20 protein-coding genes and 1 pseudogene are annotated in these 23,725 nt (G+C 71.9%); 10 read left to right on the top strand and 11 right to left on the bottom strand.

Translation table 11 applies throughout. The annotated features are described in order from the left end of the window. Window positions 1-12 precede the first annotated feature (12 nt). On the top strand, window positions 13-777 hold the full coding sequence (locus QXK92_RS08120) for an IclR family transcriptional regulator (RefSeq protein ID WP_306241154.1): 765 nt from the start codon (window positions 13-15) through the stop codon (window positions 775-777). On the opposite strand, the gene QXK92_RS08115 is transcribed toward QXK92_RS08120, so the two are convergent. Genes QXK92_RS08115 through QXK92_RS08095 form a run of 5 tightly spaced genes read right to left on the bottom strand, consistent with a single transcriptional unit; the run spans window position 765 to window position 4,314 of the window. After that, window positions 765-1,490, bottom strand: coding sequence for a class II aldolase/adducin family protein (locus tag QXK92_RS08115; protein WP_306241153.1), 726 nt, complete (start codon window positions 1,488-1,490; stop codon window positions 765-767). The genes QXK92_RS08120 and QXK92_RS08115 overlap by 13 nt on opposite strands. Beyond that, entirely contained in the window at window positions 1,487-2,281 is a 795-nt protein-coding gene (gene hcaB, locus QXK92_RS08110) for a 3-(cis-5,6-dihydroxycyclohexa-1,3-dien-1-yl)propanoate dehydrogenase (protein WP_306241152.1), read from the bottom strand. Before hcaB ends, QXK92_RS08115 begins: the two co-directional genes overlap by 4 nt. After that, entirely contained in the window at window positions 2,265-2,516 is a 252-nt protein-coding gene (locus QXK92_RS08105; RefSeq protein ID WP_306241151.1) for a dihydrodiol dehydrogenase, read from the bottom strand. The genes hcaB and QXK92_RS08105 overlap by 17 nt, the downstream gene beginning before the upstream one ends. Beyond that, the gene (locus QXK92_RS08100) at window positions 2,513-3,034 is read right to left on the bottom strand and encodes a 3-phenylpropionate/cinnamic acid dioxygenase subunit beta (RefSeq protein WP_306241150.1); all 522 of its coding nucleotides are present in this window, start codon (window positions 3,032-3,034) and stop codon (window positions 2,513-2,515) included. Before QXK92_RS08100 ends, QXK92_RS08105 begins: the two co-directional genes overlap by 4 nt. Then, on the bottom strand, window positions 3,031-4,314 hold the full coding sequence (locus tag QXK92_RS08095) for a Rieske 2Fe-2S domain-containing protein (RefSeq protein ID WP_306244273.1): 1,284 nt from the start codon (window positions 4,312-4,314) through the stop codon (window positions 3,031-3,033). The genes QXK92_RS08100 and QXK92_RS08095 overlap by 4 nt, the downstream gene beginning before the upstream one ends. A 206-nt stretch (window positions 4,315-4,520) precedes the next feature. Here QXK92_RS08095 and QXK92_RS08090 point away from each other — a divergent pair, with 206 nt between their 5' ends. Then, on the top strand, window positions 4,521-5,420 hold the full coding sequence (locus tag QXK92_RS08090; RefSeq protein ID WP_306241149.1) for a Rieske (2Fe-2S) protein: 900 nt from the start codon (window positions 4,521-4,523) through the stop codon (window positions 5,418-5,420). Further along, on the top strand, window positions 5,417-5,902 hold the full coding sequence (locus QXK92_RS08085; RefSeq protein ID WP_306241148.1) for a hemerythrin domain-containing protein: 486 nt from the start codon (window positions 5,417-5,419) through the stop codon (window positions 5,900-5,902). Before QXK92_RS08090 ends, QXK92_RS08085 begins: the two co-directional genes overlap by 4 nt. On the opposite strand, the gene QXK92_RS08080 is transcribed toward QXK92_RS08085, so the two are convergent. The 3 genes and pseudogenes from QXK92_RS08080 to QXK92_RS08070 all read right to left on the bottom strand — a co-directional run bounded on the left by QXK92_RS08080 (window position 5,899) and on the right by QXK92_RS08070 (window position 10,283). Further along, window positions 5,899-6,678, bottom strand: coding sequence for a bifunctional 2-polyprenyl-6-hydroxyphenol methylase/3-demethylubiquinol 3-O-methyltransferase UbiG (locus QXK92_RS08080; protein WP_306241147.1), 780 nt, complete (start codon window positions 6,676-6,678; stop codon window positions 5,899-5,901). The two genes, QXK92_RS08085 and QXK92_RS08080, sit on opposite strands and share 4 nt — an antisense overlap. Window positions 6,679-6,712: 34 nt before the next feature. Next, window positions 6,713-8,380 carry a PE family protein gene (locus QXK92_RS08075; protein WP_306241146.1) on the bottom strand — a complete coding sequence of 556 codons (1,668 nt, stop codon included), beginning with the start codon at window positions 8,378-8,380 and terminating at the stop codon, window positions 6,713-6,715. Window positions 8,381-8,585: 205 nt separating this feature from the next. Next, window positions 8,586-10,283 (bottom strand): annotated as a pseudogene (locus QXK92_RS08070) (PE family protein). A gap of 196 nt (window positions 10,284-10,479) precedes the next feature. On the opposite strand from QXK92_RS08070, the gene pcaH reads away from it, so the two are divergent. From pcaH to QXK92_RS08055, 3 genes are read left to right on the top strand one after another with little or no spacing between them, the layout of a single operon-like run. Beyond that, complete coding sequence (gene pcaH / locus QXK92_RS08065) at window positions 10,480-11,214, top strand: protocatechuate 3,4-dioxygenase subunit beta (RefSeq protein ID WP_306241145.1); 735 nt, start codon at window positions 10,480-10,482, stop codon at window positions 11,212-11,214. Window positions 11,215-11,218: 4 nt separating this feature from the next. Beyond that, window positions 11,219-11,788, top strand: a complete 570-nt coding sequence (gene pcaG / locus QXK92_RS08060; protein ID WP_306241144.1) for a protocatechuate 3,4-dioxygenase subunit alpha — start codon at window positions 11,219-11,221, stop codon at window positions 11,786-11,788. After that, entirely contained in the window at window positions 11,785-13,002 is a 1,218-nt protein-coding gene (locus QXK92_RS08055; protein WP_306241143.1) for a lyase family protein, read from the top strand. Before pcaG ends, QXK92_RS08055 begins: the two co-directional genes overlap by 4 nt. Here the strand turns inward: QXK92_RS08055 and QXK92_RS08050 are convergent. Beyond that, window positions 12,999-13,799 carry a class I SAM-dependent methyltransferase gene (locus QXK92_RS08050; RefSeq protein WP_306241142.1) on the bottom strand — a complete coding sequence of 267 codons (801 nt, stop codon included), beginning with the start codon at window positions 13,797-13,799 and terminating at the stop codon, window positions 12,999-13,001. The two genes, QXK92_RS08055 and QXK92_RS08050, sit on opposite strands and share 4 nt — an antisense overlap. 134 nt (window positions 13,800-13,933) lie before the next feature. Here QXK92_RS08050 and QXK92_RS08045 point away from each other — a divergent pair, with 134 nt between their 5' ends. The 4 genes from QXK92_RS08045 to QXK92_RS08030 are packed head-to-tail and all read left to right on the top strand — an operon-like array spanning window position 13,934 to window position 16,298. Next, entirely contained in the window at window positions 13,934-14,596 is a 663-nt protein-coding gene (locus QXK92_RS08045) for a metalloregulator ArsR/SmtB family transcription factor (protein WP_306241141.1), read from the top strand. Beyond that, window positions 14,593-15,018, top strand: a complete 426-nt coding sequence (locus QXK92_RS08040) for a hypothetical protein (protein ID WP_306241140.1) — start codon at window positions 14,593-14,595, stop codon at window positions 15,016-15,018. The genes QXK92_RS08045 and QXK92_RS08040 overlap by 4 nt, the downstream gene beginning before the upstream one ends. A 12-nt stretch (window positions 15,019-15,030) precedes the next feature. Next, window positions 15,031-15,378: a cupin domain-containing protein gene (locus tag QXK92_RS08035; RefSeq protein WP_306241139.1), complete on the top strand. Its 348-nt coding sequence runs from the start codon at window positions 15,031-15,033 to the stop codon at window positions 15,376-15,378. A gap of 2 nt (window positions 15,379-15,380) precedes the next feature. Beyond that, window positions 15,381-16,298 carry a nitronate monooxygenase family protein gene (locus tag QXK92_RS08030; protein WP_306241138.1) on the top strand — a complete coding sequence of 306 codons (918 nt, stop codon included), beginning with the start codon at window positions 15,381-15,383 and terminating at the stop codon, window positions 16,296-16,298. 6 nt (window positions 16,299-16,304) lie between these two features. Here QXK92_RS08030 and QXK92_RS08025 read toward each other — a convergent pair whose 3' ends face one another. Beyond that, window positions 16,305-16,808, bottom strand: a complete 504-nt coding sequence (locus tag QXK92_RS08025; protein ID WP_306244272.1) for a DUF1990 domain-containing protein — start codon at window positions 16,806-16,808, stop codon at window positions 16,305-16,307. Between the two features lie 25 nt (window positions 16,809-16,833). Continuing rightward, entirely contained in the window at window positions 16,834-23,385 is a 6,552-nt protein-coding gene (locus tag QXK92_RS08020) for a PE family protein (RefSeq protein ID WP_306241137.1), read from the bottom strand. Window positions 23,386-23,725: the final 340 nt, after the last annotated feature.

The following is a 23,725-nucleotide window of genomic DNA, read 5'->3' as shown; positions in this document are numbered from 1 at the left end:
TACGCTCGCGAAGTGCCGAATGAGGTGCCGCAGTACCCGATCGAGTCGGTCGACAACGCGCTCAAATTGCTACTGCTCCTTGGCGAGCAACCCCAGATCCGATTGACCGAGGCCACCCGGTACCTGGGCGTCGCGTCGTCGACCGCGCACCGACTGCTGGCGATGCTGACCTACCGCGGCTTCGTGCGCCAGGACCCCGAATCCAAGGCATACCTCCCGGGGCCGGCGCTGACCAGCGTGGCGTTCGCGATCTTCGGCCGCCTCGACATCCCGCGCACCGCCATGCCCGTCATGCGGCGACTCAGCGAACGCCTCGGCGAGTCGATCCACGTGGGGATGCTCGACGGTGCCACGGTTCGCTTCGTCGCCGCGGTCGAGGGTCCCAAAGCGGTGCGGGTGGCCTCCCGGCTGGGGCGCACCATGCCGGCGCACTGCACGTCGACGGGCAAGGTCCTGCTGGCCGGATTGCCGGAAGACGAACTGCAGCAACTCTTTTCGCATGAGCCACTGGAGCGCGTCACCGAGCGGTCGATCGACACCCGGGCCCGCCTGCGCGGCGAGTTGTCTCGCATCCGCAGACAGGGCTACGCCACCAACCGCGAGGAAAGTGAGGAGGGTGTCGCCTCGGTCGCGGTGCAGATTCCGACCCGCGCGCCCGGCCTGCGCCTCGCGCTCAATGCCGCCGCGCCGTTGCAGCGCTTGCCCACGTCGAAGTATTCGTCGGTGGCGGCCGCACTAACCGAGGCTGCCGAAGAGATCGGCGATCAGCTGGGCTGAGCACCCAGTCGAGCGACCTCATGCCGCCAGGCCGACTCGACGTTGAAACCAGACCCCAAGTCCGGCAATTCATCCCAGTCGGCGTCATCGATATCGCGCAGGGACCCCCCGGCGGCGCGCACCCGCAACGACATGCGCGCCAGCGCGTCGATGCTGATCGCTTGCAACACCGCCTGTTCGATGCCGGGGGCGGCGCTGGTGATGCCGTGGCCACGCAAAATCACCACGGGCCTGCCGGCCATGGCGGCCACCATCTCGTTGGCCAGCAGCGCATTCCGGATCAGCACCGCGCGCTGGTAGACCGGCACACCGCCGCGGGCCAGCCACGCGCCGGGAATATCGAAGGCGCCGTAGAGGGGCCGGATGGCGATACCGGCCAGATCGGCGGCGACGACGTCCGGCGGGTGCAAATGGGCGACGGCCTGGTGCCTGGCGTCGGCCCGCATCGTTTCGAGGTGGATCGGTAGCTCGTTGGGCACCCGGTAACCGTCGAGTTCCCCTGGGGCGCCTTCGGTTCCGGCGAAGGTGATGAGCCGGATGTCGCCGGGCCGGGTAAAGGCCACCCCGGTGTCGGTGTCGCTGCGGCAGCGGACCAGCAAGTGATGGTCGTCGATCCGCAGGCTCAGATGCCCCAGCATGCCGTCCACCAAGCCGCGGGCTGCCGCGACGCGACAACCCTGTGCCACCAGCTCGCGCTGCGCCTCCAGGCTCATTTCGGTGCGCCCAAGCGGAATCCGCCGTCGGGGTGGACCGTCTCGCCGGTGATACCGCGTGACCGATCCGAGGCCAGGAACACGTAGCTCCAGGCATGATCTGCGCCGGTCAGGGCGACATGGAGCGGGGTGCGGGCGGCGAGATCGGTTGCCCGGCCAGGAGAGTCGTCGAGGCGGACATCGCCGAGTCCGAGGCTGGCCAGCCCCCGCAGGTCGGTGTTCAGGGTGCCGCCCGGCGCCACGCCGTTGACCCGGATTTGGGGGGCCAGATCGTGTGCCAGCGCCGTCACCAGGCCGCGGACCGCGAACTTTGACGGCACGTACAGCACGCCGCCACGGCCCGGGTAGTAGGCCGACGTGGATTCCGTCAGCACGATCGCGGGTCCGGTCCCGTTACGCAGCAACGGCAGCGCGGCTTTGGCCGATTGCAGATGACTCAGCACGTTGGTGCGGAACATCTCGTCGAACGCCGCGGACAGGTCGTCGGCGTCGATATCGTCGATGCCGCGGTAGAAGTCGAACACTCCGACGCAGTTGACGAGCGTGTCCAGGCCGCCATAGGCATCGGCCGTCGCGGTGACCGCCCGGTCGTTGTCGGCGCGGGTGGTGGCGTCACCCTCCACCACGGGAACGTCGGGCAGCTCCGCGCGCAGCCGCTCGCATTTGTCCGGATCACGTTCCAGCACAGCCACTGTGGCGCCTTCGCCGAGGAACGCGTCGACCACCGCCCGCCCGATTCCCGACCCGGCGCCGATGACCAGGGCGCGTTTGCCGTCAAGCCATCCGGTCATCGTGGTCCTCTGGCTCATCGGGCAGCAGCGGGGCCTGGGAGTTGCCGACCATGGCCGCCAGGGTACGGGGGTTCTGCCAGGTGAGAGCCTCCACCTCCAAGGCATCCAGCGTGATCGACCGCCCAATGCGGGGCGAGCGGATCAGCAGTCGCGCGCCGTTGCGCGTGTCGACCCGCTGCACCACGACTTCGGTGAATTCATTCGCCAGCATGATGGGCTCACCGGCAGGGATCACAGGAACACCGCCAAATTCTGCATCCGCAACACCGATTCGTCGACAAAGATCCTGCGGCGGGCCAACTTCCAGGAACTTTGACTCTCGTCCCAGCGCAGCAGGTCTTCGCGCCCGCAGGACAGCAGGGCGCTCTCGTTCACGTCGCCGCGGCTGCGGAACAGCAGCTCGGCGGACTCGACGAGCAGGTGCGCCGGATCCTGTTCGAAGGTGCGCACGTTGGTGATGAAGTGCCGTAGTCGTGACGGCGGATCTTCGGCCCATACGTGTTCGGTGCCCATCCGGGCCACCCGCTGGGTCAGCGAGTACTTGTCCTCGGCGAAGTGGTCCATGCCCGGAGAGGTGTCGAATCCCGCGTTGCGGGCGGTGGTAACCCGCACCGGCATGACGTAGCGGATGTCGTCGGTCATGGTGTCCAGCCAGGCCTCGTACTGCTGCGCGTCCAGCAGGTAAGCCTCGTCCACCAAGAACTGGTGTGCCTGGTTATGCCGAATATCGTTGAAAGGCAGTGGTTTACTCATACCGACTCCAATTGCTGCGCCCACAGCTTGAGCAGCTCCCGCTGGTTGTACTCGTTGTAGCCGACCTGCGCCCTGCCGGGCCCGTGGAACGACTCCGGGGGCAGCGCCTCGATCACCGGGCTGTCGTCGGAGAGCAGTCCCATCCTGCTGTTCAGCAGTAGCCGCCGCGCCATCGAACCGCCCGCGGTGGTGGTCAGCGACACCCAGTTCTCCACGTCGTCCTGCTCGAACATGCCGGTCGACCCGAAGCACATCAAATACGCCTGGTAGGAGTCTTTCTTGAACTGCTCCGGGGCGGCCGCGTCGACGGCGAACCACGAACACACCTCGGTCTCGTTCTCGCTGATCGGTTGCCACTGCCTGATCGAGATGAACGGCAGTACCTGCTCGCTATGAGGGAGCTTGGGCCAGTTGTGCACAAAGCTCAGGTTCGGGAAACAGGTTGCCGCCGAGAACATGAAGCCGTCCTGGGCCACCAGCTGTTGGTGTGCCGGCGACCAGACCGACTTGATCCGGTCAATCATCTCGTCGGGATATCCGACGTAGCGCATGCGCTCGTCGAAGTCACCCGGGGGCAGCTTGTAGGTGGTTCCGCCGCCGCGGTGGGCCCAGTAGGTGGCGCCGTCTTTGCGCTTCTGCGCCTTGGGTTCCCGGAACAGGCCGATGTCGACGATCGAGGCGTGCGTGTGCGGTGTGTGGTACATGTCGCCGGAGAAGTTCTCCGCCCCGATCTTCCAGTTGGCCTTGATCCGCCACCGCTGCGGACCCCGCACCTGCAGTCCCTGGGTGCTCTGCTTGGTGTAGAAGTCGAGGTAGAACGCGAAGTCGCCGAGAAATTCCCGTAACGGCGGAGCGTGCGGGTCCAGACTGACGAAGATCATGCCGTTGTAGCTGTCCAAATTCGTTGCAGGAAGCAGCGTTTGGCTTTTGTCGAAGCCCTGGTCGCCGCCGTAGGCTTCCCGATGGAACGGCAGACCGGTGAGGCGGCCGTCGTTGCGGTACGTCCAACCGTGGTAGGGGCAGCGGAAATTGGAGGCGTTGCCCATCTCGGCGCGGCACACCTGCATCCCGCGGTGCAGGCACATGTTGAACAGGGCCCGTACCCGGCCACCGGAGTCGCGGGTGACGATGAACGAATCGTCGAGCACCCGGCGCACCACGTAGTCACCGTCGTGCGGAACTTCGGACTCGTGCGCCACGAACATCCACGCTCGGCTGAAAAGCTTCTCCTTTTCCAGTGCGAACAGGTCGGCGTCGTTGTAGATGTGCGCGGGGATCATGCCCCGACGGACATGGTCGAAGAGTTGATCGCTCACCTGCACCTCGCCTCGCTCCCGGCATCCTTCTGTTCTACAGAGAGCCATTCTGCCCTGCGGCCACAGCAGTTCAAACGGCAACTCACAGGCGCCTCACATTCAAACCGCGGCGATGACAGGGAATTCTGGCATTTGCGGCCCAATCGGTCGTCGCACCAGGGGAGGATTACATGCGGAAGTTCGGTCCGCGGGTGCTGGCCATGATCGAACGACAGGAGTGGCTCGATCGGCCCAGCTATCGCCTCGAGCACATCATGGCTTTCCTGTTCAACGCTCTGGGGCGGATGAGGGACCGGGTGATGAACGCGCTGAACGGCGTCTGGCTCGGGCATCCGGTGCATCCGCCCCTGGCATCGCTGGCCAGCGGAGCACTCGGCACGGCAGTGGCGCTGGATGCGTTGAGTCTGGTGCCGGCACGGCGACCGGGCGCCGAGCGGAACACCGCTCAGATCGCCTCGCATGCCCTCGGCCTCGGGATTGCGGCCAGCATCGCGTCGTCGGTCACCGGGGTGTCCGATTGGCAGCACACCCACCAGGCGGATCGACGCGTCGGGTTGGTGCACGGTGCGGTGAATTCCGTCGCGACGCTGCTCTACGTACTGTCCTGGCGGGACCGCCACCACGGGCACCGTCTGCGGGGAGCGGGGCTGGCGGCGGCCGGGTATGCGATCACGCTGGGCGGCAGCTACCTCGGTGGTGCGTTGGTGTTCGATTCCGGCATCGGCGTCGACCAGAGCGGTGAGCGGTTACGCACCCGGCAGTGGACACCGGTGCTGCCGGCCGGCGCACTCAACGGCAAGCCGGTTCGCGTGGAGGTGGACGGCGTCGGACTGGTTGTGTGCCAGAGCAAGCCGGGAGAAGTGGCGGCATTCGGCGAGTTCTGTCCCCACCTGGCGGCGCCGATGGCCGACGGCTGGGTCGATCGCGGTCGGATCGTGTGTCCCTGGCATGGATCACGATTCGCGCTGGAGTCCGGCGAAGTGCTGCGTGGTCCGTCGGCCGCACCGTTGCCGTGCTACGAGGCTCGATTGAGGGAGGGAAATGTGGAAGTGCGCGGAGTGGCCAATTGAATGCATATGAAGTGCTCAAGGATCACCATGTGGTGCTGAAAGGCTTGGGGCGCAAGGTCAGTGAGGCGCCGGTGAACAGTCAGGAGCGCCATGAACTGTTCGATGAGATGCTGCTGGAACTCGATATTCACTTCCGGATCGAGGATGACCTGTATTACCCGGCGTTGGCGGCGGCCAGTGAGTTGATCGCGGTTGCCCACGCCGAACATCGCCAGGTGGTGGATCAGTTGGGCGTGCTGCTGCGGACCCCGCAGAGTTCATCGGCTTACGAGGACGAGTGGAACACGTTCAAGACCGTGCTGGAGGCGCATGCCGACGAAGAGGAACGCGACATGATTCCCGCGCCGCCGCCGGTGCAGATCACTGACGCCGAACTCGAGGAACTCGGGAACAAGATGGCGGCGCGGATCGCCCAGTTGCGCGGTTCGTCCCTGCACAAGCTGCGTACCCGGGGCAAAGCCGCGCTGTTCAAGGCGATTTAGTCCAGCGGCCGTCGTCCGATGCCGGCCATCATGATCGGCGTGAAAACGCGGACGTCGCCGGTGAAGCGTGCCGCGGCCGCATCGGCGTCCGCACTCGCGATCAGCCCAGCCTCGACGACGGCCGCGCGCAGACTCTCGAAGGACAACCTGAAAAAGTCGAAACCCGCTGCGCTGGAATCGATTACCCGCGCCCGGCCTTCGCCGCGGACTTCGGTCAGCCCGGCGGCGGCAAGATCGGCGACCACGCGACGGCCGTAACGCGGCTCGAAACCGGCCTGCTGCATGAACGACAGGATGGCATCGGTGACGAGCTCGAGTTGGGCGTCGGCTTTGTCGAAGCCGAACGGTGTCCAGTCCAGATCTTCGATCACCATCCATCCGCCGGGGCGCAGGGTCGTCGCCAGGCGGTCGATGATCTGTCGCCGGTCCGGCAGATGCTCGAGCACCAGGCGCGAGTGCACCAGGTCGAATTGGCCTTCGGGGAGTTCATCGGTGCGGATGTCGAGGCGGCGCACGTCGATGGCGTCACTGGCCAGTGGTTCGATGAAGCGGGTGTCGATGTCGACGGCCACCACAGAAGCGCCGCGACCGGTCATCCAGTGCAGTAGTGACCCGCCCCCGGCACCGACTTCCAAACAGCGCCAGGACTTTTCGGAACGACCGAGCCCGAGTTCTTCGAGCAGCGCCTGGGTTCCCGCGTCCCACAGGCTCTCCATGGCGCCCAACCGGGTCCGTTCCTCGGCGAAGTCCTGGTCGTACACGTAGTCGCTCGGCATGGCGCTCAGGGTATCGGTCGGCGAGGGTCCCGTGTCACCCGCTGGCGCCGCTCGCGCCCTGGCTACCGGTGCTTCCGTTGGCGCCGTTGCCGCCTACGCTGCCCGCGGTCGCGTTGCCGCCGGCGGCGCGACCACCCGCCCCTCCGGCGCCGCCCGCGCCGCCCGCACCACCGGCACCGCCCGCACCGCCTGCGCCGCCGGTCGCGCCGTCACCCACCGAGCCGAGCAACCCCCCGGCCCCCGCCGTGCCAGCCGCACCGCCGGTGCCGCCGGTGCCACCGGCCCCGCCTGTGCCGCCTGATCCACCGGTGCCGCCGGTGCCGCCGGTCGAATCGTTGTCTCCGGTACCGGCAGCGGTGGCGTTGCCGCCGACTCCACCGGCCCCGCCGGCAGCGCCCACACCGCCGGCGCCACCAATGCCGCCGGCGCCGCCGTGCCCGGCATCGCCGCCATGGCCGATCAGCATCCCGCCGCGCCCGCCGTTGCCCCCGTCACCGCCGGCCCCGCCGGTGCCCCCGACACCTCCGGTGCCGCCGACGCCTCCGGTGCCGCCGACACCGCCGCTAGCCTGCCCGATGCCCGGGGCGGCGGCACTGACGGACGCCGCACCTCCGGCACCGCCCGCGCCGCCTGTCGCGCCGGCGCCGCCCGAGCCGCCGAGGCCGCCGACACCGCCGGCCCCACCGGCCCCACCGTCTCCGAACAACAGCCCGGCATTGCCGCCGGCCCCGCCGTGACCGCCGGCTCCCGCGATGGCGGCGTTACTGCCCAGACCGCCCATACCGCCCTGGCCCCCGGCGCCGCCTTCGGCGAGGTAGAGCGCGTTGTTGGTGCCGGAATTGCCGCCCGTACCGCCGCTGCCACCGGTGCCACCAACCTGTCCCGCGGATCCGGACGTGCCGACAGCGCCGTCACCGCCGGTGAACAGCCCGGGCACCGTGCCGATGTGATCGCCACCGCTGCTACCAATGGCGGCGGGGCCGCTGACCGGTGTCGCAACACCCGTTCCGGCCAGGCCCGTGCCGCCCAGGCCGCCGGCGCCGCCATTGCCGAACAGATTCGCGCTACCGCCAGCGCCGCCGTTGCCGGCGGATCCGGCGTGAAAGCCCGCGACGGCGGCGCCCCCGGTTCCGCCCGCGCCGCCGTTGCCGAAGAGCCACCCGCCGGCGCCACCGCGGCCACCGGCGGCGCCGTATCCGCCACCACCGCCGCGTCCGCCGTTGCCGAACAGGCCGGCGTTGCCGCCGTTGCCGCCGGTCAGTCCGGATGAACCCGGCTGGGTGTAGCCGGCGCCGCCGTTGCCCCACAGCAGCCCGCCGTTGCCGCCGTCCGGATTCGCCGCGGTGCCGTTGGCTCCGTTGCCGACGAGCCGCACACCGAACAGATCCAGACTGGGTTCGGCGGCGGCGAGGCCGGCGAGGTTGGTGGCCTCGGCGCTGGCGTAGGACGCCACGCTGTCGTGCAGAGTCTGGACGAACTGATTGTGGAACGCCGACACCTGACTGCTCAGCGCCTGAAAACTCTGGGCGTGCGTACTGAACAGTGCCGCGATGGCCGACGAGACTTCGTCGGCGCCGGCTGCCGCGATGGTGGTGGTGGAGCACGCCGCAGCCGCTCTCGCCGCGTCGATGGACGACGCCAGCGTGGTCAGGTCACCGACGGCGACTCCGATTAAGTCCGGTGTGCTGAGCAGATATGACATCGCGGAAAACCTTCTTTGCCCGCCGGGCGGAACCGATCTAGTGAAGGTTTTATCCGATTATGAACAAATCTTCAACCACGAAGATTAGTTCAGCGATGATCGGGCCCAGAGTCGCGCAGCAACGGTGCGGGAATGCGACACGGCCGGGCATGACGGATGACGCCATGCCCGGCCGTGTCGAAGAAGGTGCTGCTCCTGGCTATGGTCAGCCGTTCGCGCCGGGGGCGCCGTCGTTGCCGTTGCTGCCCGCGGGACCCGCGACGCCCGGCTGCCCCGGTGCCGGGTTGGTTCCGGTCGCGGTGCCGACGACCGTCGATCCGGCGCCCGCAGCACCGGCCGCCCCGCCGTCACCGCCGAAGCCACCCGCGCCACCGGTGGCGGCGGCGCCCGCCAGGCCGAACAACCCGCCTGCCCCGGCCGTGCCGGCCGCGCCGCCGCTGCCGCCGGCACCCCCGTCGCCGCCGGTCCCGCCCCGGCCGCCGTTGCCGCCGAAACCGCCGTCGGACGCGTTGAACGCACTTGCACCGGTGATCGCTGCGTTGCCCCCGGCTCCACCTCCGCCTCCGACGCCGCCGATTCCGCCGGTGCCGCCGCCGCCGCCGGCGCCGCCGTAGCCCGCGTCCCCGCCGCTGCCGAAGAAGAATGCTCCTCGGCCTCCGGCTCCGCCGGCGCCCCCGGTGCCGCCGGTGCCGCCGGTGCCGCCGGTTCCGCCCTGGCCGCCGGTGCCGCCCTGGCCACCGACGGCCTGACCGCTTGCGGAGAAGTTGGCGATGGTACTGACCGTCGCGGCGCCGCCGGTACCGCCGACGCCGCCGTTGGCGGCGGTGCCACCCGAGCCGCCGATTCCACCGACGCCGCCGAGTCCGCCATTGCCGCCGTCACCGTAAAAGAGTCCCGCGTTGCCACCGGCTCCGCCGATTCCACCGACGCCACCGGCGCCGGCGACACCTGCGTCGATCCCGGCCCCGCCGAAACCGCCCTGGCCACCGGGCGCCCCTTGGGCCAGGTAGACCCCGCTCGGGATGCCGCCATTGGCTGAGGACGCGCTACCGCCGACTCCGCCGGTGCCACCAACCTGGCCGAGCGTTCCAGGGTCGCCGGGCTGGGCTGAGCCACCGCTAACGGCCGGCGGAAATGCACCACCCGAGGCTGCTGCCCCATCGCCGCCGGACGCGGCGGTGCCGTTGTTGGGCGTAATCGCGTTGGCGCCGGCCAGGCCCGCGCCGCCGCTGCCGCCGGCGCCGCCGCTGCCGAACAAGACCGCGTTTCCACCGAGGCCGCCGGCGCCAGCCAATCCGCCGTTGAAGCCCGACGCCGCCGCGCCGCCGACACCGCCGGCGCCGCCGTTGCCGTAGAGCCAACCGCCGGCCCCGCCCTGACCGCCGGCCGCACCGAAGCCGCCACCGCCGCCCGCCCCGCCGTTGCCGATCAGACCCGCGCGGCCGCCGTTACCGCCGGCCAGTCCGGACGCCCCCGTTTGGGTGTAGCCGGCACCGCCATTGCCCCACAGCAGGCCGCCTCTGCCGCCGTTGGGATTCGCCGCGGTCCCAGCTGCGCCGTCTCCGACGAGCAGCACTCCGAACAGCTCCAGGCCGGGCTGCGCCGCGGCGATGCTCGCCAGGTTCGCGGCTTCGGCCCCGGCGTACGACGCCGCACTGGAGCTCAGGGTTTACACGAACTGGCTGTGGAAGGCCGAAGCCTGCGCGCTCAGCGACTGAAAGCTGTGGGCGTGCGAGCTGAAGACGCTCGCGATAGCCGCCGACACCTCGTCGGCGCCGGCCGCCAAGACGCCGGTGGTCGAGCCTGCCGCCGCAGCCCTGGCCGCGTTGATCGATGACGCGAGGTTGGTCAGATCTCCGACGGCAGATCCGACGAACTCGGGCACGGTGACGACATATGACATGGATGTCCTTCCAACGAGCAGTTGAGAGAAATTGCCACGAACGTGTTTGCCAGCGTGCCGGAATCTAACATTGGCATTTGCTCTGGGTTGGCGTTTTGACAAAAACGTCAATTCGCCGTGGCGGCACACGGGATCGCAGCGGGTATCAACCAAACCGGACTTGTCGGCGGCGGCGCAGCGAGTAGCCTCACGCGGTGTGGAGGCCGGGGAGCGCGTCGCGTCGCAGCGTGACATCTCCGCGCAGATTGCCGCCCTCGCGGCCGGCCACCAGCCGGGCAGCGCCGACGCAACGCCGCGCCTGAATTACCCGCCCTATCGCAGTAGCATCCTGCGCCACCCCGACAACCCACTGTTGGCCATCGACCCCGACGAGATCGAGCGATCGGCACCGTGTTTCGGCCATCAGGATGTCGACCCGCTTGACGCCGACCTGACGGCCGGGCACCGGGGTGAACCGATCGGGGAACGCATCATCGTGACCGGACGCCTGTTGGACGATGAGGGCCGGCCGCTGGCCGGACAGCTGTTGGAAATCTGGCAGGCCAATGCCGGCGGGCGTTACCGCCACGAAGGCGACCAGCACCCCGCCCCGCTCGACCCGAATTTCACCGGCGCCGGCCGCTGTCTGACCGGTCCCGACGGTTCCTATCGCTTTACGACCATCAAGCCGGGCCCCTATCCCTGGCGCAACCACCACAACGCGTGGCGGCCGGCGCACATCCACTTCTCGGTGTTCGGAACCGCTTTCACCCAGCGCCTGGTCACCCAGATGTATTTTCCCGGTGACCCGCTCATCGCGCTGGATCCGATCGTCCAGTCCGTCCTCGATCCCGTGGCGCGGCACCAGTTGGTGGCCCACTACGACCATGACGTCACCGAGCCGGAGTACGCAACCGGCTACCGCTGGGACATCGTCTTGAGCCGGGGTTGATGCGATGGCCGAATTCCGTTGCACCCCAGGGCAAACGGTCGGACCATTCTTCGGCATCGGGCTGCCGTTCCCGCGCGACCGCGAACTAGTCGGCGCCGCATTCCCCGGTGCGGTGGAACTGTACGGCACCGTGTACGACGGCGCCGGAGCTGCGGTGCCGGACGCACTGGTGGAGATCTGGCAGCCCGATAGCGAAGGCCGGATCCTTCGGTCGTCAGGTTTGCTGCGCCGTGACGGTCAATCATTTACCGGCTGGGGCCGGGCGGCGACCGACCCGGACGGACGCTACGCGTTCACCACGCTCGCCCCGGGTCCGACGGGTGCCGGGAGGCCGCCGTACTTCGCGGTCACCGTCTTCGCCCGGGGATTGTTGGATCGGCTGTTCACCCGCGCCTATCTGCCTGATGCCGACCTGGACACCGTCCCGGAGCTGGGCGGCCTGGCACCGCGGCGCCGGATGACGATGCGCTGTGTCGCCGAAAGTGATTCCCGCCGAACGCGATACCGTTTCGATGTGCGCCTGCAAGGTCCTGACCAGACGGTGTTCCTGGCCTATCGGGACGACCGGACGTGAGCAACCTGCTGTGGCCCGGTGACGAACGTGCCGGTGAGCAGATGAGCGATCGGGCGCTGTTGCAGTCGATGGTCGCGGTGGAGTCTGCCTGGTTGGGCGCGCTGGGGACTGCCGGCTTGGCACCCGTATCGGGCGCCGACCTGCGGAAGCTGGTGGGGGAGCAGGACTGCGAGCGTCTCGCCGTCACCGCCGAGGACGGCGGCACTCCGGTGATCGGTCTGGTGGCCCTGCTGCGCCGGCGGGCAGTACCGGCGGTGAGCCCGTGGATCCACCGGGGACTGACCAGCCAGGATGTCATCGACACCGCCCTGATGCTGGCGTTGCGCGGCGTCCTCGCCGAACTGCGGACCCAGCTGGAAACACAGATCGGCACGTTGTCCGCACTTGCCGAGACGCATCGGGACACGTCCATGGTCGCCCGCACCCTCACCCAGCATGCCGCGCCGACCACGTTCGGCGCCAAGGCGGCCGGCTGGCTTGCCGGCGTACTCGACGCCCATGACCGGCTTGCTGCCCTGTCCACCCCCGCCCAGTTTGGCGGGGCAGTCGGAACGTGGGCGGCCACGGCGGAATTGGCCGCCCTGCGCACCGGCGCCACCGACCCCGGCGAACTCGCCGAACGCGTCGCGCGCACCGCAGCGACGACGTTGGGACTGGACTACCGTGCGCCCTGGCATACCGCACGGGCTCCCTTCACCGCCGTAGCCGATGCGCTGGTGACATGCACCGATGGCTGGGGTCGCATCGCCTCCGACGTCGTCACCCTGGCCCGCCCCGAGGTCGGTGAGCTGAACGAGCCTGCCGCCGAGGGCCGGGGCGGTTCGTCGGCGATGCCCCACAAGCGAAACCCCGTGCTGTCCATCCTGATCCGGCGGGCCGCGCTGGCGGCCCCGCCGCTGGCCGCCACGCTGCATCAGGTGGCCGCACTGGCCAACGATGAGCGACCCGACGGCGCCTGGCATGTCGAATGGGACACCGTGCGCACGTTGGGCCGGCGCACGCTGGTGGCGGGTTCGCAATGCGGCGAACTGCTGGCCGGGCTGCAGGTGCACACCGGTCGGATGAACGAAAACCTCTGCAAGGCAGACGTTCTCGGAGAGCAACGGGCGATCGCCGAACTCGCCGGGCGGCAGCCTTCGCCGAGCTACGTCGGCGCAACCGACAGGTTGATCGAGCAGAGCCTGCAGCGAGCCCGGCGCGCTCTGGGAGGTTAACCGGGCTTCTGCGCGACGATGGCCACCGCGGCCAACCGCTCGCGGTGCCTGCGGAACGTTTCGCGCATCGCCAGCACCCGTTTACGGGCGTCGGGTTGGGTGAGCACGTTCTTGCCGAATGTGATTGCGCCCCGGAGTCCTTCGTCGGCAATCACGCGCCGCGGTGCCAGCAGCGCCATCGGCGCTGTCGCGACGTGCTGCACCACCAGCCCATGGCCCCCGAGCAGCTCCGACCACTCCGCGACCGTCAGCGGGCGCGCATTGACTTTGATCGCGCGGGCCAGCGACTGCCGCACATCGGTGGTCACCTCTTCGGGCAGATCGTCGGGTGTCAGGGCAAGCTCGTGGATCGCGTAACGTCCCCGTGGCCGCAGTACCCGCGCGGCTTCGGCAACGATGGCGTGCTTGGCCGTATCGCTTTGCATGGTCAGCATCGCCTCGCCGATCACCACGTCGGCGCTGGCGTCGGGCAGACCGGTATCGGCTGCGTCGATGTTCTTCACTTCACCGTGCCCCGCCACCACACCGCGAACCCGGTTCGCCGCGTCCGGGTCGGCTTCCGCACCGACGTAGGACCTGGGCCCCCGGGCAATGATCTCCGCAGCCGTGCGGCCCAGCCCCGGAGCCAGCTCCAGCACGTCGGCATTGGCGATCTCGGCGCGGGCCAGCAGGGTGCGGGTGAGCTCCACGCCGCCGGGCCGCAGCACCCGCTTGCCCAACCGCGCCAGCAGCCAATGGCCGGGGACGTGTGCATCGTCCCGGGCGGAGAGCGGAAGCGGGTCTTTTTCGGAGTTCATAGTGGAGTGTGTTGCTGAACAGAAAGGTAGCGCAGCCGGTATACCGGAGACGGCAGTGCTGTATTTGTACAATATTACTTGTGTAAACTCGCTAGTCCACGCCGCACGCGCTCGGAAGGGGTGAGTGACTCGCCATGGCAGATCCTGATTCGGGACCAGAGTCGACCGGGCGCCGTCGCGAGGTGCTGCGGATTCTGCGGGCGTCCCGCACACCGCTGAGCATCGCTGCGATCGCGAAGAAGCTCGGGGTGCACCCGAATACCGTGCGCTTCCACCTGGACACCCTGGTCGGTGAGGGGCGCGTGGAGCACGTGCAGCCGTCTCGTCGCGGCCCTGGTCGCCCGCCCCTGATGTTCCGGGCGGTGGCGCAGATGGATCGTGAAGGCACCCGGCAATACCGGCTGTTGGCCGAGATCCTCGCCATCGGGCTTGCCGCCGAACCCGATTCCGCCTCCCGGGCGGTGGCTGCCGGCCGCGCGTGGGGCGAGCGGCTCGGATCTCCCGGACCTCAGCCGGACGCTGAACAATCCATCGCCCACCTGATCGGCGTTCTCGACGATCTGGGTTTTGAGCCCGAGCTGCAAGCCGCCGACGGAAAGCGGCAGCTCGGTCTGCGGCATTGCCCGTTTCTCGAACTCGCCGAACGGCAGTCGAGCGTGATCTGCCCCGTCCATCTCGGGTTAATGCGCGGCGCCCTGGAAACCTGGGCGGCGCCGGTGACCGTGGAGCGCCTGGAAGCGTTCGCCGCACCCGACCTGTGTCTTGCGCACCTCGCACCGGCCGTCTCAACGACATGAACGCGGGCCGCTCCATCGAGGTCGCTGTCACTTTCGTCTGGCTCGGCATGGTGCTGGCCATCTCGTTCCTGGAGGCTCCGCTGAAATTTCGGGCTCCGAACGTGACATTGCAGATCGGGCTGGGTATCGGCCGACTGGTCTTCCGCGCGCTCAACACCGTAGAAGTCGCATTCGCCCTGACCATCGGGGCTCTGGTGGTGGCCGGTCCGACCCCGCCGCGGATCGTGGCCGCGTTTTCGGTCGCCGCCGTCGTCCTGGCCGCGCAGTTGATCGCCGTGCGACCCCGTCTGACCCGGCGCTCCGACCAAGTCCTCGCCGGGCTGGATGCACCACGTTCCCGGGCCCACTACGCCTACGTCGGGTTAGAGGTGGTCAAGGTGGTGGCGTTGCTTGTGGCGGGGATACTGCTACTGAACAACTGAAAGGTGAGGGCCGTGGAATCTATCTCGCTGACAGACCTGGCGTCCGAAAAGCTTGCCGAGGCGCGCACGACGCACAGCGGCCGCGCCGCCCACACCATCCACGGGGGTCACACCCACGAACTGCGCCAGACCGTGCTGGCCCTGCTGGCCGAGCACGAGCTGTCCGAACATGACAGCCCGGGTGAGGCGACCCTGCAGGTGCTGGAGGGTCATGTGCGGTTGACCGCAGCCGAGGACACGTGGGAGGGCAAGGCAGGTGACTATCTGGCCATCCCTCAGGTGCGTCACGCCCTCCTGGCGGTGCAGGACTCGGTGGTGATGCTGACCGTGCTGAAGTCACAACCGGGCGCCTCGCACTGACCGTGTTGGCCACGCCGTGGTCGCGAGACCTCGGGTTGCGGGTACCGATCGTCAACGCGCCGATGGGCGGGGTCGCGGGGGGACGGCTGGCGACGGCGGTGACGGCGGCCGGCGGTTTGGGCATGGTGGGGATGGGCAGTACCGCAACCCGGTCGTCGCTGGCGGCCGAACTGCGCCAGGTGCGCGGGCGGTTCGGGATCGGCCTGGTCGACTGGGTGATGCGGAGTCAGGGCGGACTGCTCGACGACGCGCTGGCCGCCCGGCCGGCGCTGTTGTCGGTCAGTTTCGGCACCGACCTGTCCTGGGTTTCTGCCGCGCGCGACGTCGGAATACCCACCGCCACACAGGTTTACGACGCGGAAGGCGCCCGCCGGGCAGTTGATGCAGGGGTGGACGTTCTGGTGGCGCGCGGGGCGGAAGGCGGCGGCCACGGCGAGGTGCGGTTGGCGACGCTGCCGTTGCTGGACGTCGTGCTCGATGCCGTGGATGTCCCGGTCCTGGCGGGCGGCGGGATCGCGTCACCGCGAAGTCTGGCGGCGGTGCTGGCCGCCGGCGCCGACGGGGCGTGGATCGGCACCCGGTTGGCCGCCTGTCCGGAGGCGCTGACCGGCGCCCCGGGCCGGCAAGCCCTGATCGACGCGGCCGCGACCGACACGCGGGTCACCCGCGTCTTCGATGTCGCCGCCGGGCTGCCGTGGCCGCAGAGGTTTCCGTCGCGGGTGCTGGCCGACGAGTTCGTCGCGCGCTGGACGGGCCGTGAGGAGGCTCTTGCCCGCGACCCGGCGGCGTGTGCCGGGCCGCTGACACCGGTCGACGCGGGCCAGGGGGTCGGGATGATTCGCGACGATGCCAGCGTGGCTGAGGTCATCGAGGCGCTGTGTTCGGGAGCCCGACACCTGCTGACCCGGTGGACGGGGTAAGGCGCGTCAGACCCCGCGCAGATAGCGCTTGGCGATCACCCGTTGCGCGACCGTGACGAAAGGCCCGCCCAGCTTGCTGTACCAGGTGGCCGGCCGGGAGAACGCGGAGACTTCGGCATAGACCGCCGAGGTGCCCGGGTCGTAGAGGACGGCGAATCGCTCCTCGCCGGACTCCGGATGGCCCGGCAGTGTGCCGTAGGCGAAGCCGCGGACGTCGGGCTCTTCGATCACGTACACCACCCGGCACGGCGCGCGCAGGACGCCCAGCATCGTGACGACGACCACCGAGGAGACGGCGACGGTGTCGGTGCTGGCGTTCACCCGCAGCCCGGCGCCTCGTTGCATGCCCCAATGCATGAGCGCCTTGGCTGCCTGCTCGAAGCGGTCCCGCCCAGTGCCGATCTGCGCCGACGCGCTCATGTGGTCGTAGCCCGGCGGAAGCTGATCGGCGGCGGTGGCGCCCACTTCCTGATAGGTCAGCTGTTCCTGGGCGAGCGCGTGCAGGTCCACCCGGCCCAGCTTGCCACTAATCCGCTCAGGATCCGCCGCCGGATCCTCCGGTGCCGCCGGCGCCGCCTCTGCCACCCGCACCGCTGAAGCCATCGGGGGGGAGGCCGTCCTGGCCCGTCCGGCCGCCGCCGCCGGGTTCCAGGTTGCCGAGGATGTTGCCGCTGCCGCCGTTGCCGCCGTCGCCGCCCTTGCCACCCGGTGAGCCACCCTGTCCGAACGGCGGTAACGGACCACTGCCGCCTGTACCGCCGGCACCGCCGTTGCCGCCCTTGCCGCCGGCCCCGGTCAGGCCCGAGCCGCCGTTGCCGCCGTCGCCGCCGTCGCCGCCCGTTCCGGTGGCCTCACCGCCGAGGCCATCACCACCTCGCCCGCCATTGCCGCCGCGGCCGCCCGTGGTGGTGCCGGTCCCGCCGTCCCCGCCGGCACCGCCGTTGCCGGTGCCCTGCGATCCTTTGCCGCCGTCGCCGCCGTCGCCGCCGGAGCCGCCGGCGCCGACTTGGCCGTAGCCCCCATGGCCGCCCTTTCCGCCCTGACCGCCCGTGCCGACCAGCCCGCCGGCACCGCCATTGCCCGCGTCGCCGCCGTGGCCACCCGTCGCACCGTCGCCGCCGGAGCCGCCCCAGCCACCCATTCCGCCCTTGCCGGAGAGGCCGGCGCCTCCACCGTCACCCCCGCGACCGCCGTTGCCGCCCGCTTGTTGCACGCCGGCCGCGCCCGTCTTGCCGGCTGTGGAGCCGGCGCCCCCGACACCGCCCACGCCGCCCTTGCTTGCGTAGCCGCCGGCCCCGCCGTAACCGCCGCCTTCACCGCCGCCCTTGCCGTCGGTGCCATTGCCGCCGTTGCCTGCGGTGCCACCGTTACCGCCGTTGCCGCCGGCCCCGCCGACGCCCTGGATTCCAGCCTTGCCGGTGGCGGCTTGCGCGGCTCCTCCGGCGCCCCCGGCGCCGCCCGCGCCGCCGTCTGCGCCGCGCCCTCCGCTGCCGCCGCTCTGACCGCTCACGCCGGTACCGATTCCGTCCATGCCGTCCACGCCGTTCCCGCCGGTGCCGCCGTTCCCGCCGGCGCCGCCGGCGCCACCCAGTCCGCCGTTGCCGGCCAGCGTGCCGCCCTTGCCGCCGGCCCCGCCGATGCCGCCTGTCCCACCGGCACTCGCATCGGTACCGCGGATGCCCGGGGCGCTGCCGTTCTCGCCGTCGACGCCGTCAGCGCCGGCACCGCCGGTGCCGCCGGTTCCGCCGTTGCCGACCTGTCCGCCGTCACCACCTCGGCCGCCAGCAGCTCCGGCACCGCCCGGCGTGGTGGCGGCCGCACCGGTGCCGCCCGTTCCACCGTTGCCGCCACTGGTAGGCACGGCACCCGCGGCGCCCTGCTTGCCGGTGCTCGAACCGGTGCCGCCGGCTCCGCCGGAGCCGCCAGTGCCGGGGTTACCGCCGTCGCCACCCCGACCGCCGACACCGCCGTTGACCGTCACGCCGCCGTCGCCACCACGGCCGCCGTCACCGGCAGTTCCTCCGGTGCCGCCCGCGCCACCCGCTCCACCAGCGCCTTGGCCGCCGCTCTTGCCCGAACCGGCCAGCGCCTGGCCGCCCTGGCCTCCGGCACCACCTTTACCGCCGGTGCCTCCGACACCGCCGCCGCCACCTTTCCCGCCGGTGGCGCCGGCGGCGGTGGCGTCAGAGCCGTCGGCACCCGTGCCGCCGGTGCCGCCGACTCCGCCGACGCCACCGGTTCCGCCGGCTCCGCCATTGCCGGCCTGCGCGCCACCCAACCCGCCGGCGCCGCCGGCGCCGCCGATTCCACCGGTGCTTCCGGATCCTCCCGACGCCCCGGGCGAGGCGCCCCCAGGACCCTGCTGACCTTGGCCGCCCGCGCCGCCGTTCCCTCCGGCGCCGCCATTGCCGACCAGGCCGCCATTGCCGCCCTTGCCGCCGATGCCGCCGGTGCCGCCAGGCGTGCCGGCGACGCCGCCGTTGCCGCCCTTCCCGCCGTTGCCGCCGCTGGTGGGGGACACGCCGGCGGCGCCCTGTTTGCCGGCGCTCGAGCCGGACCCGCCCAGGCCGCCGGTGCCGCCGGAGCCTGGGTCACCGCCGTTGCCGCCCGCACCGCCCGTGTCACCGTTGATGTTCGCCGCGCCGTTGCCGCCGTCGCCCGCGACGCCGCCGGTGCCGCCCGCTCCGCCCGCGCCGCCGGCGCCCTGGCTGCCGGCCTTGCCGGTCGCGGACTGGGCGACGCCACCGGCTCCGCCGGCGCCGCCGCCACCACCGAATCCGCCCTTGCCGCCGTCGCCGCCGTCGCCGCCTGCTGCGCCGAACAAGCTGCCGTCGGTGCCGCGACCGCCGGTGCCCCCGGTGCCGCCGGTGCCGCCTGTTCCGCCCGTGCCGCCGTTCCCGCCGTTGCCGGCCAGGGTCCCGCCCTTGCCGCCCTGACCGCCGGCTCCGCCGGTGCCGCCAACTCCGCCCGTATTCCCGGTACCGCCGGGGGAGGTGTCAGCGCCCGCGTTGCCGGTTCCGCCGTTGCCGCCGTTGCCGCCGTTACCTCCGTTGCCGACGAGACCGCCGTTGCCTCCTCGGCCGCCGGCCGCGCCGGTGCCCCCGGGAGTGGTGGCGTTCGCGCCGGCGCCGCCCGCACCACCGTCGCCGCCGCTGCCGGGAGCGCTGCCGGCAGCGCCCTGCTTACCGGCACTGGAGCCGGCGCCGCCGGCCCCGCCGGTTCCACCAGCGCCGGGGTTGCCACCGTTGCCGCCGGTGCCGCCGACGCCATTGTTGACTGCCCAGTCGCCCGCGAGACCGGCGCCGCCATAACCGGGGGCACCTCCGGCACCGCCCGCCCCGCCGGTCCCGCCCGCGCCCTGGCTGCCGTTCTTCCCGCTCGCGGCTACCGCGGTTCCGCCGGCGCCGCCCGCCCCGCCGGTTCCGCCAGTTCCCCCAGCGCCGCCACTGCCACCGTTTTGCCCCGAGCCGTCGGCGAACAGGCCGGACAAGCCCGACTGGCCGAAGCCGCCGGCACCGCCGACCCCGCCGGTCCCGCCCATGCCGCCGGCTCCGCCGTCGCCGGCGAGGGTGCCACCCCTACCTCCGGCGCCGCCGACGCCGCCTGTACCGCCGGTCTTGCCCTGGTGACCCGAGTCGCCGAAGGCGACCGCCGAGTCGCCGGCAACACCGGTGCCGCCGGCGCCGCCGGTCCCGCCCATGCCGCCGTTGCCGACCAGCCCGCCGTCGCCACCTCTACCCCCCGCCGCGCCCGTGCCACCCAGCACGGTCGCATCGGCGCCAGTGCCGCCCCGGCCGCCGTTGCCGCCGGTGGTGGCGGCGTTGCCGGCCGCACCGTCTTTGCCGGCGATGGAGCCCTTTCCGCCGGCCCCGCCGGCACCACCGGCGCCGGGGTCGCCGCCGGTGCCGCCGGTCCCGCCGGTGCCCCCGTTGATCGACAGGCTGCCGTTGCCCCCGGTGCCGCCGTCACCGGCCGTCCCGCCGGTGCCGCCGGTGCCGCCGGTGCCACCGGCACCACGATCGCCGGCCAGGCCCGTACCGGAGCGGGCGGCGCCGCCCGCTCCACCGGCACCGCCTACGCCACCGGCTCCGCCGCTGCCGCCGTCACCGCCTTCGCCACCGGTTGCGGCCGGAGCGGTGGCATCGGCACCGCGTCCACCGGTGCCTCCCGTCCCGCCCGCGCCACCGAGTCCGCCGGCGCCACCGGCACCGCCGTTACCGGCCTCTGTTCCGCCCTGACCGCCGACGCCGCCCTGACCACCGGCGCCGCCAGTGCCACCGGTCCCGCCGGTTGCCCCCGCCGCGGCCGCAGCTGATCCCGTGGTGCCGGTTGCGCCGTTGCCGCCGGTGCCGCCCGCTCCGCCGTTGCCGACTCGCCCGCCGTCACCGCCCTCGCCGCCGGCCGCCCCGGCGCCGCCGGGCGTGGAGGCGGAGGCGCCGGCGCCGCCGTTGCCGCCGTTGCCGCCGCTGGTGGCGGTGCCGCCGGTGGCGCCCTGCTTACCGGTGCTGGCACCGGCACCCCCGGCGCCGCCCGCGCCGCCGGTGCCCGGGTCGCCACCGGCACCCCCGGCTCCGCCGACACCGCCGTTGACGGTCAGGTCGCCGGCAGCCCCGGTACCTCCGTCGCCGGCGACGCCCCCGATCCCGCCGGTGCCGCCGGCTCCGCCGACGCCCTGGCTGCCCGCAAGCCCGGACGCCGACCGCGCGGCTCCACCTGCCCCGCCGGTGCCCCCGGCCCCGCCGGTTCCGCCCGTACCGCCGGTGCCGCCCGCATCGCCGGCCGCGCCCGCCGCAGTGGCGTCGGCGCCCCGTGCGCCGCGACCTCCTGCACCGCCGTCACCGCCACCGCCCCCGGCGCCGCCGGCGCCGCCGTTGCCCGCCTGGGTTCCGCCGTCGCCGCCGCTGCCCCCGGCACCCCCGACGCCGCCGCTGTGCCCGGTTCCGCCGGTGCCGCCGGGCGTCCCGGCATCCGAGCCGACACCGCCGGCCGCACCGCGACCACCCGCGCCGCCGTCCCCGCCGTTGCCGAACGACCCGCCGCTGCCGCCCCTGCCACCGGCACCGCCAGTGCCGCCCGGGGTGGTGGCGTCTGCCCCGCGGCCGCCGGTCCCGCCATTGCCACTGGTCGGGCTGAGTCCCGCCGCGCCGTCGGCGGCGCGGGTGGTAGCGCCGCTGGCGCCGCCGCTCCCGCCGGTTCCACCGGTCCCGGCATTGCCGCCGGAACCGCCGGCTCCGCCGTTGCCGGTGCCACCGCCGGCGAAGGTCCCGTCGGCGCCGTTGCCGCCGTCGCCGGCTTGACCGCCGGCTCCTCCGTTGCCGCCTACGCCGCCGGCCCCGTGACTGCCGGTCTGGCCGGTGGCGGCCCGTGCCGCGCCGCCCTGGCCGCCGTCACCGCCCGCACCGCCGGCTCCTCCGGTGCCGCCATCGCCGCCGGTCATGCCCGCGGTGCCGGCTGTGGTGGCGGTGGTGCCCAAGGCGCCTGCTCCGCCGGCTCCGCCGGCCGCGCCTTTCCCGCCACCGCCGCCGGCGCCGCCATCACCGGAAATAGTGCCGCCCAGGCCGCCATCCCCGCCGCGGCCGCCGGACCCGCCGTGGGTGCCGGCGGTACCCGAACTTCCCGCTGCGATGGCTGCGTCGCCCGCCTCGCCGGCCAGGCCGTCGCCACCGTTACCGCCCGCGCCGCCGTTGCCGACGCTGCCCGCGTCACCGCCTCTGCCGCCGGCACCGCCGGTGCCGCCCGGGGTGGTGGCATCGGCGCCACGGCCGCCGGAGCCGCCGTTGCCACCGGTGCCGGGAGTGCTGCCGGTTGCGCCGGCAGTTCCGGGGTTGGCACCGGTCCCGCCGGCGCCGCCCCTGCCACCGGAGCCCGGGTCACCGCCCTGACCGCCGGCGCCGCCGTCGAGATGGCCCGCCGTACCGTTGGCCCCGGCGCCGCCATCGCCGGCCACACCGCCGGCGCCACCGGCTCCGCCTGCCCCGCCGACACCGGGTCCGCGACTCACGCCCAGCAGTCCGCCGCTGCCGCCCGTGCCGGCTTCGCCACCGGCTCCGCCGGACCCGCCGTCGCCCCCGTTACCGCCGGTCATGCCTGTCCCGCCGGCGACCAACGCGTCGGCCCCGCTGCCGCCGGCCCCGCCGGAGCCGCCGGCACCGCCCGTCCCGCCTGCGCCGCCGAAGCCGCCGTTGCCGATCAGCCAGCCGCCAGAGCCGCCGTTGCCGCCCTGACCACCGTTGCCCCCGGCACCGCCGGCCGTCCCGTCGGCGCCTGTCCCCAGACCGCCTGCGATACCGGCGATGCCGGCGGCACCGGCGCCGCCCGCGCCGCCGGTGCCACCGTTGCCGAACAGGACCGCCCGACCGCCCTGCCCGCCCGCTCCACCCACGGCATCGAGCGTGGTGGCGGTTGCGCCCGCGCCACCCGCTCCGCCGTTGCCCCACAACATTCCGCCGGCGCCGCCGGTACCCCCGGTGCCGCCGACGGCACCGGGCAACGCCGCAACACCGCCCGCACCACCGGTTCCGCCGTGACCGAACAGCCACCCACCGCGGCCGCCCGCGCCGCCCATGGCACCCGCTCCGCCCGTTCCACCCGCGCCGCCGCGGCCGATCAACCCGGCTGCGCCTCCGGAGCCGCCGGCGACCCCGGGGGCGACCCCGTCGGCCCCGTTACCACCGTTGCCCCACAGCAGCCCGCCGGCGCCGCCCGCCTGGCCCGGTGCCGTGCCGTCGGCGCCCTTACCGATCAAAGGACGTCCCAGCAATGTCGAGGTGGGCGTATTGATGACGTTGAGCAGCAGCTGTTCGGCGTTGACGAGCTCGGCGCTCGCATATGACTGCGCGCTTGAGGTCATGAGGGCCGAAAACTGCTCGTGAAATGCCGACAGTCGACTGCCCAGAGCCTGGTACTCGCGACCGTGGTTGCCGAAAAGCGCTGCAATGGCGGCTGATACCTCGTCCTCGGCGGCGGCGGCCAGTGTGGTGGTAGACCGGGCGGCCGTCGCATTCGCCGTACTGATCGCAGCACCCAGCCGGTTGAGATCTGTCACCGCCGCTGCAATCAATTCCGGGGTCGCGGTTACCAGAGACATCGCCATCCTCCAACTAATTCAATCTGCCGAGCGGAAATAGCCGTGCGCACGGTTAACCGGCGCACGACGGCAATAAGTGATCCGGGTGCAGGCCACAGCGCGAGCTGTCACTATCCGATTTACGGATTCGGGGCCGGCCGCGTCACCTATTCGTGGCGTGGGGTTCGATGTCCACGAAAGAAGGTGAGGTCGCGCACTGCAACCCCGGCCGTGCCCGACCGTTGTGGGGCCGCGCAATGCCCATTCGGCACGCCGCCATGCTGTGGCAACGCGGCCGAATTCATTTGCATAACAGGATCATTCGGTGTAGTGATGGAAAGTGTCAAGCGGTTGCCGGGAA

This window comes from Mycobacterium sp. TY815, assembly GCF_030755135.1.
GTDB lineage: Bacteria > Actinomycetota > Actinomycetes > Mycobacteriales > Mycobacteriaceae > Mycobacterium.
Note: the sequence above shows the minus strand (reverse complement) of the source record. Positions and strands in the feature narration are given on the sequence as shown.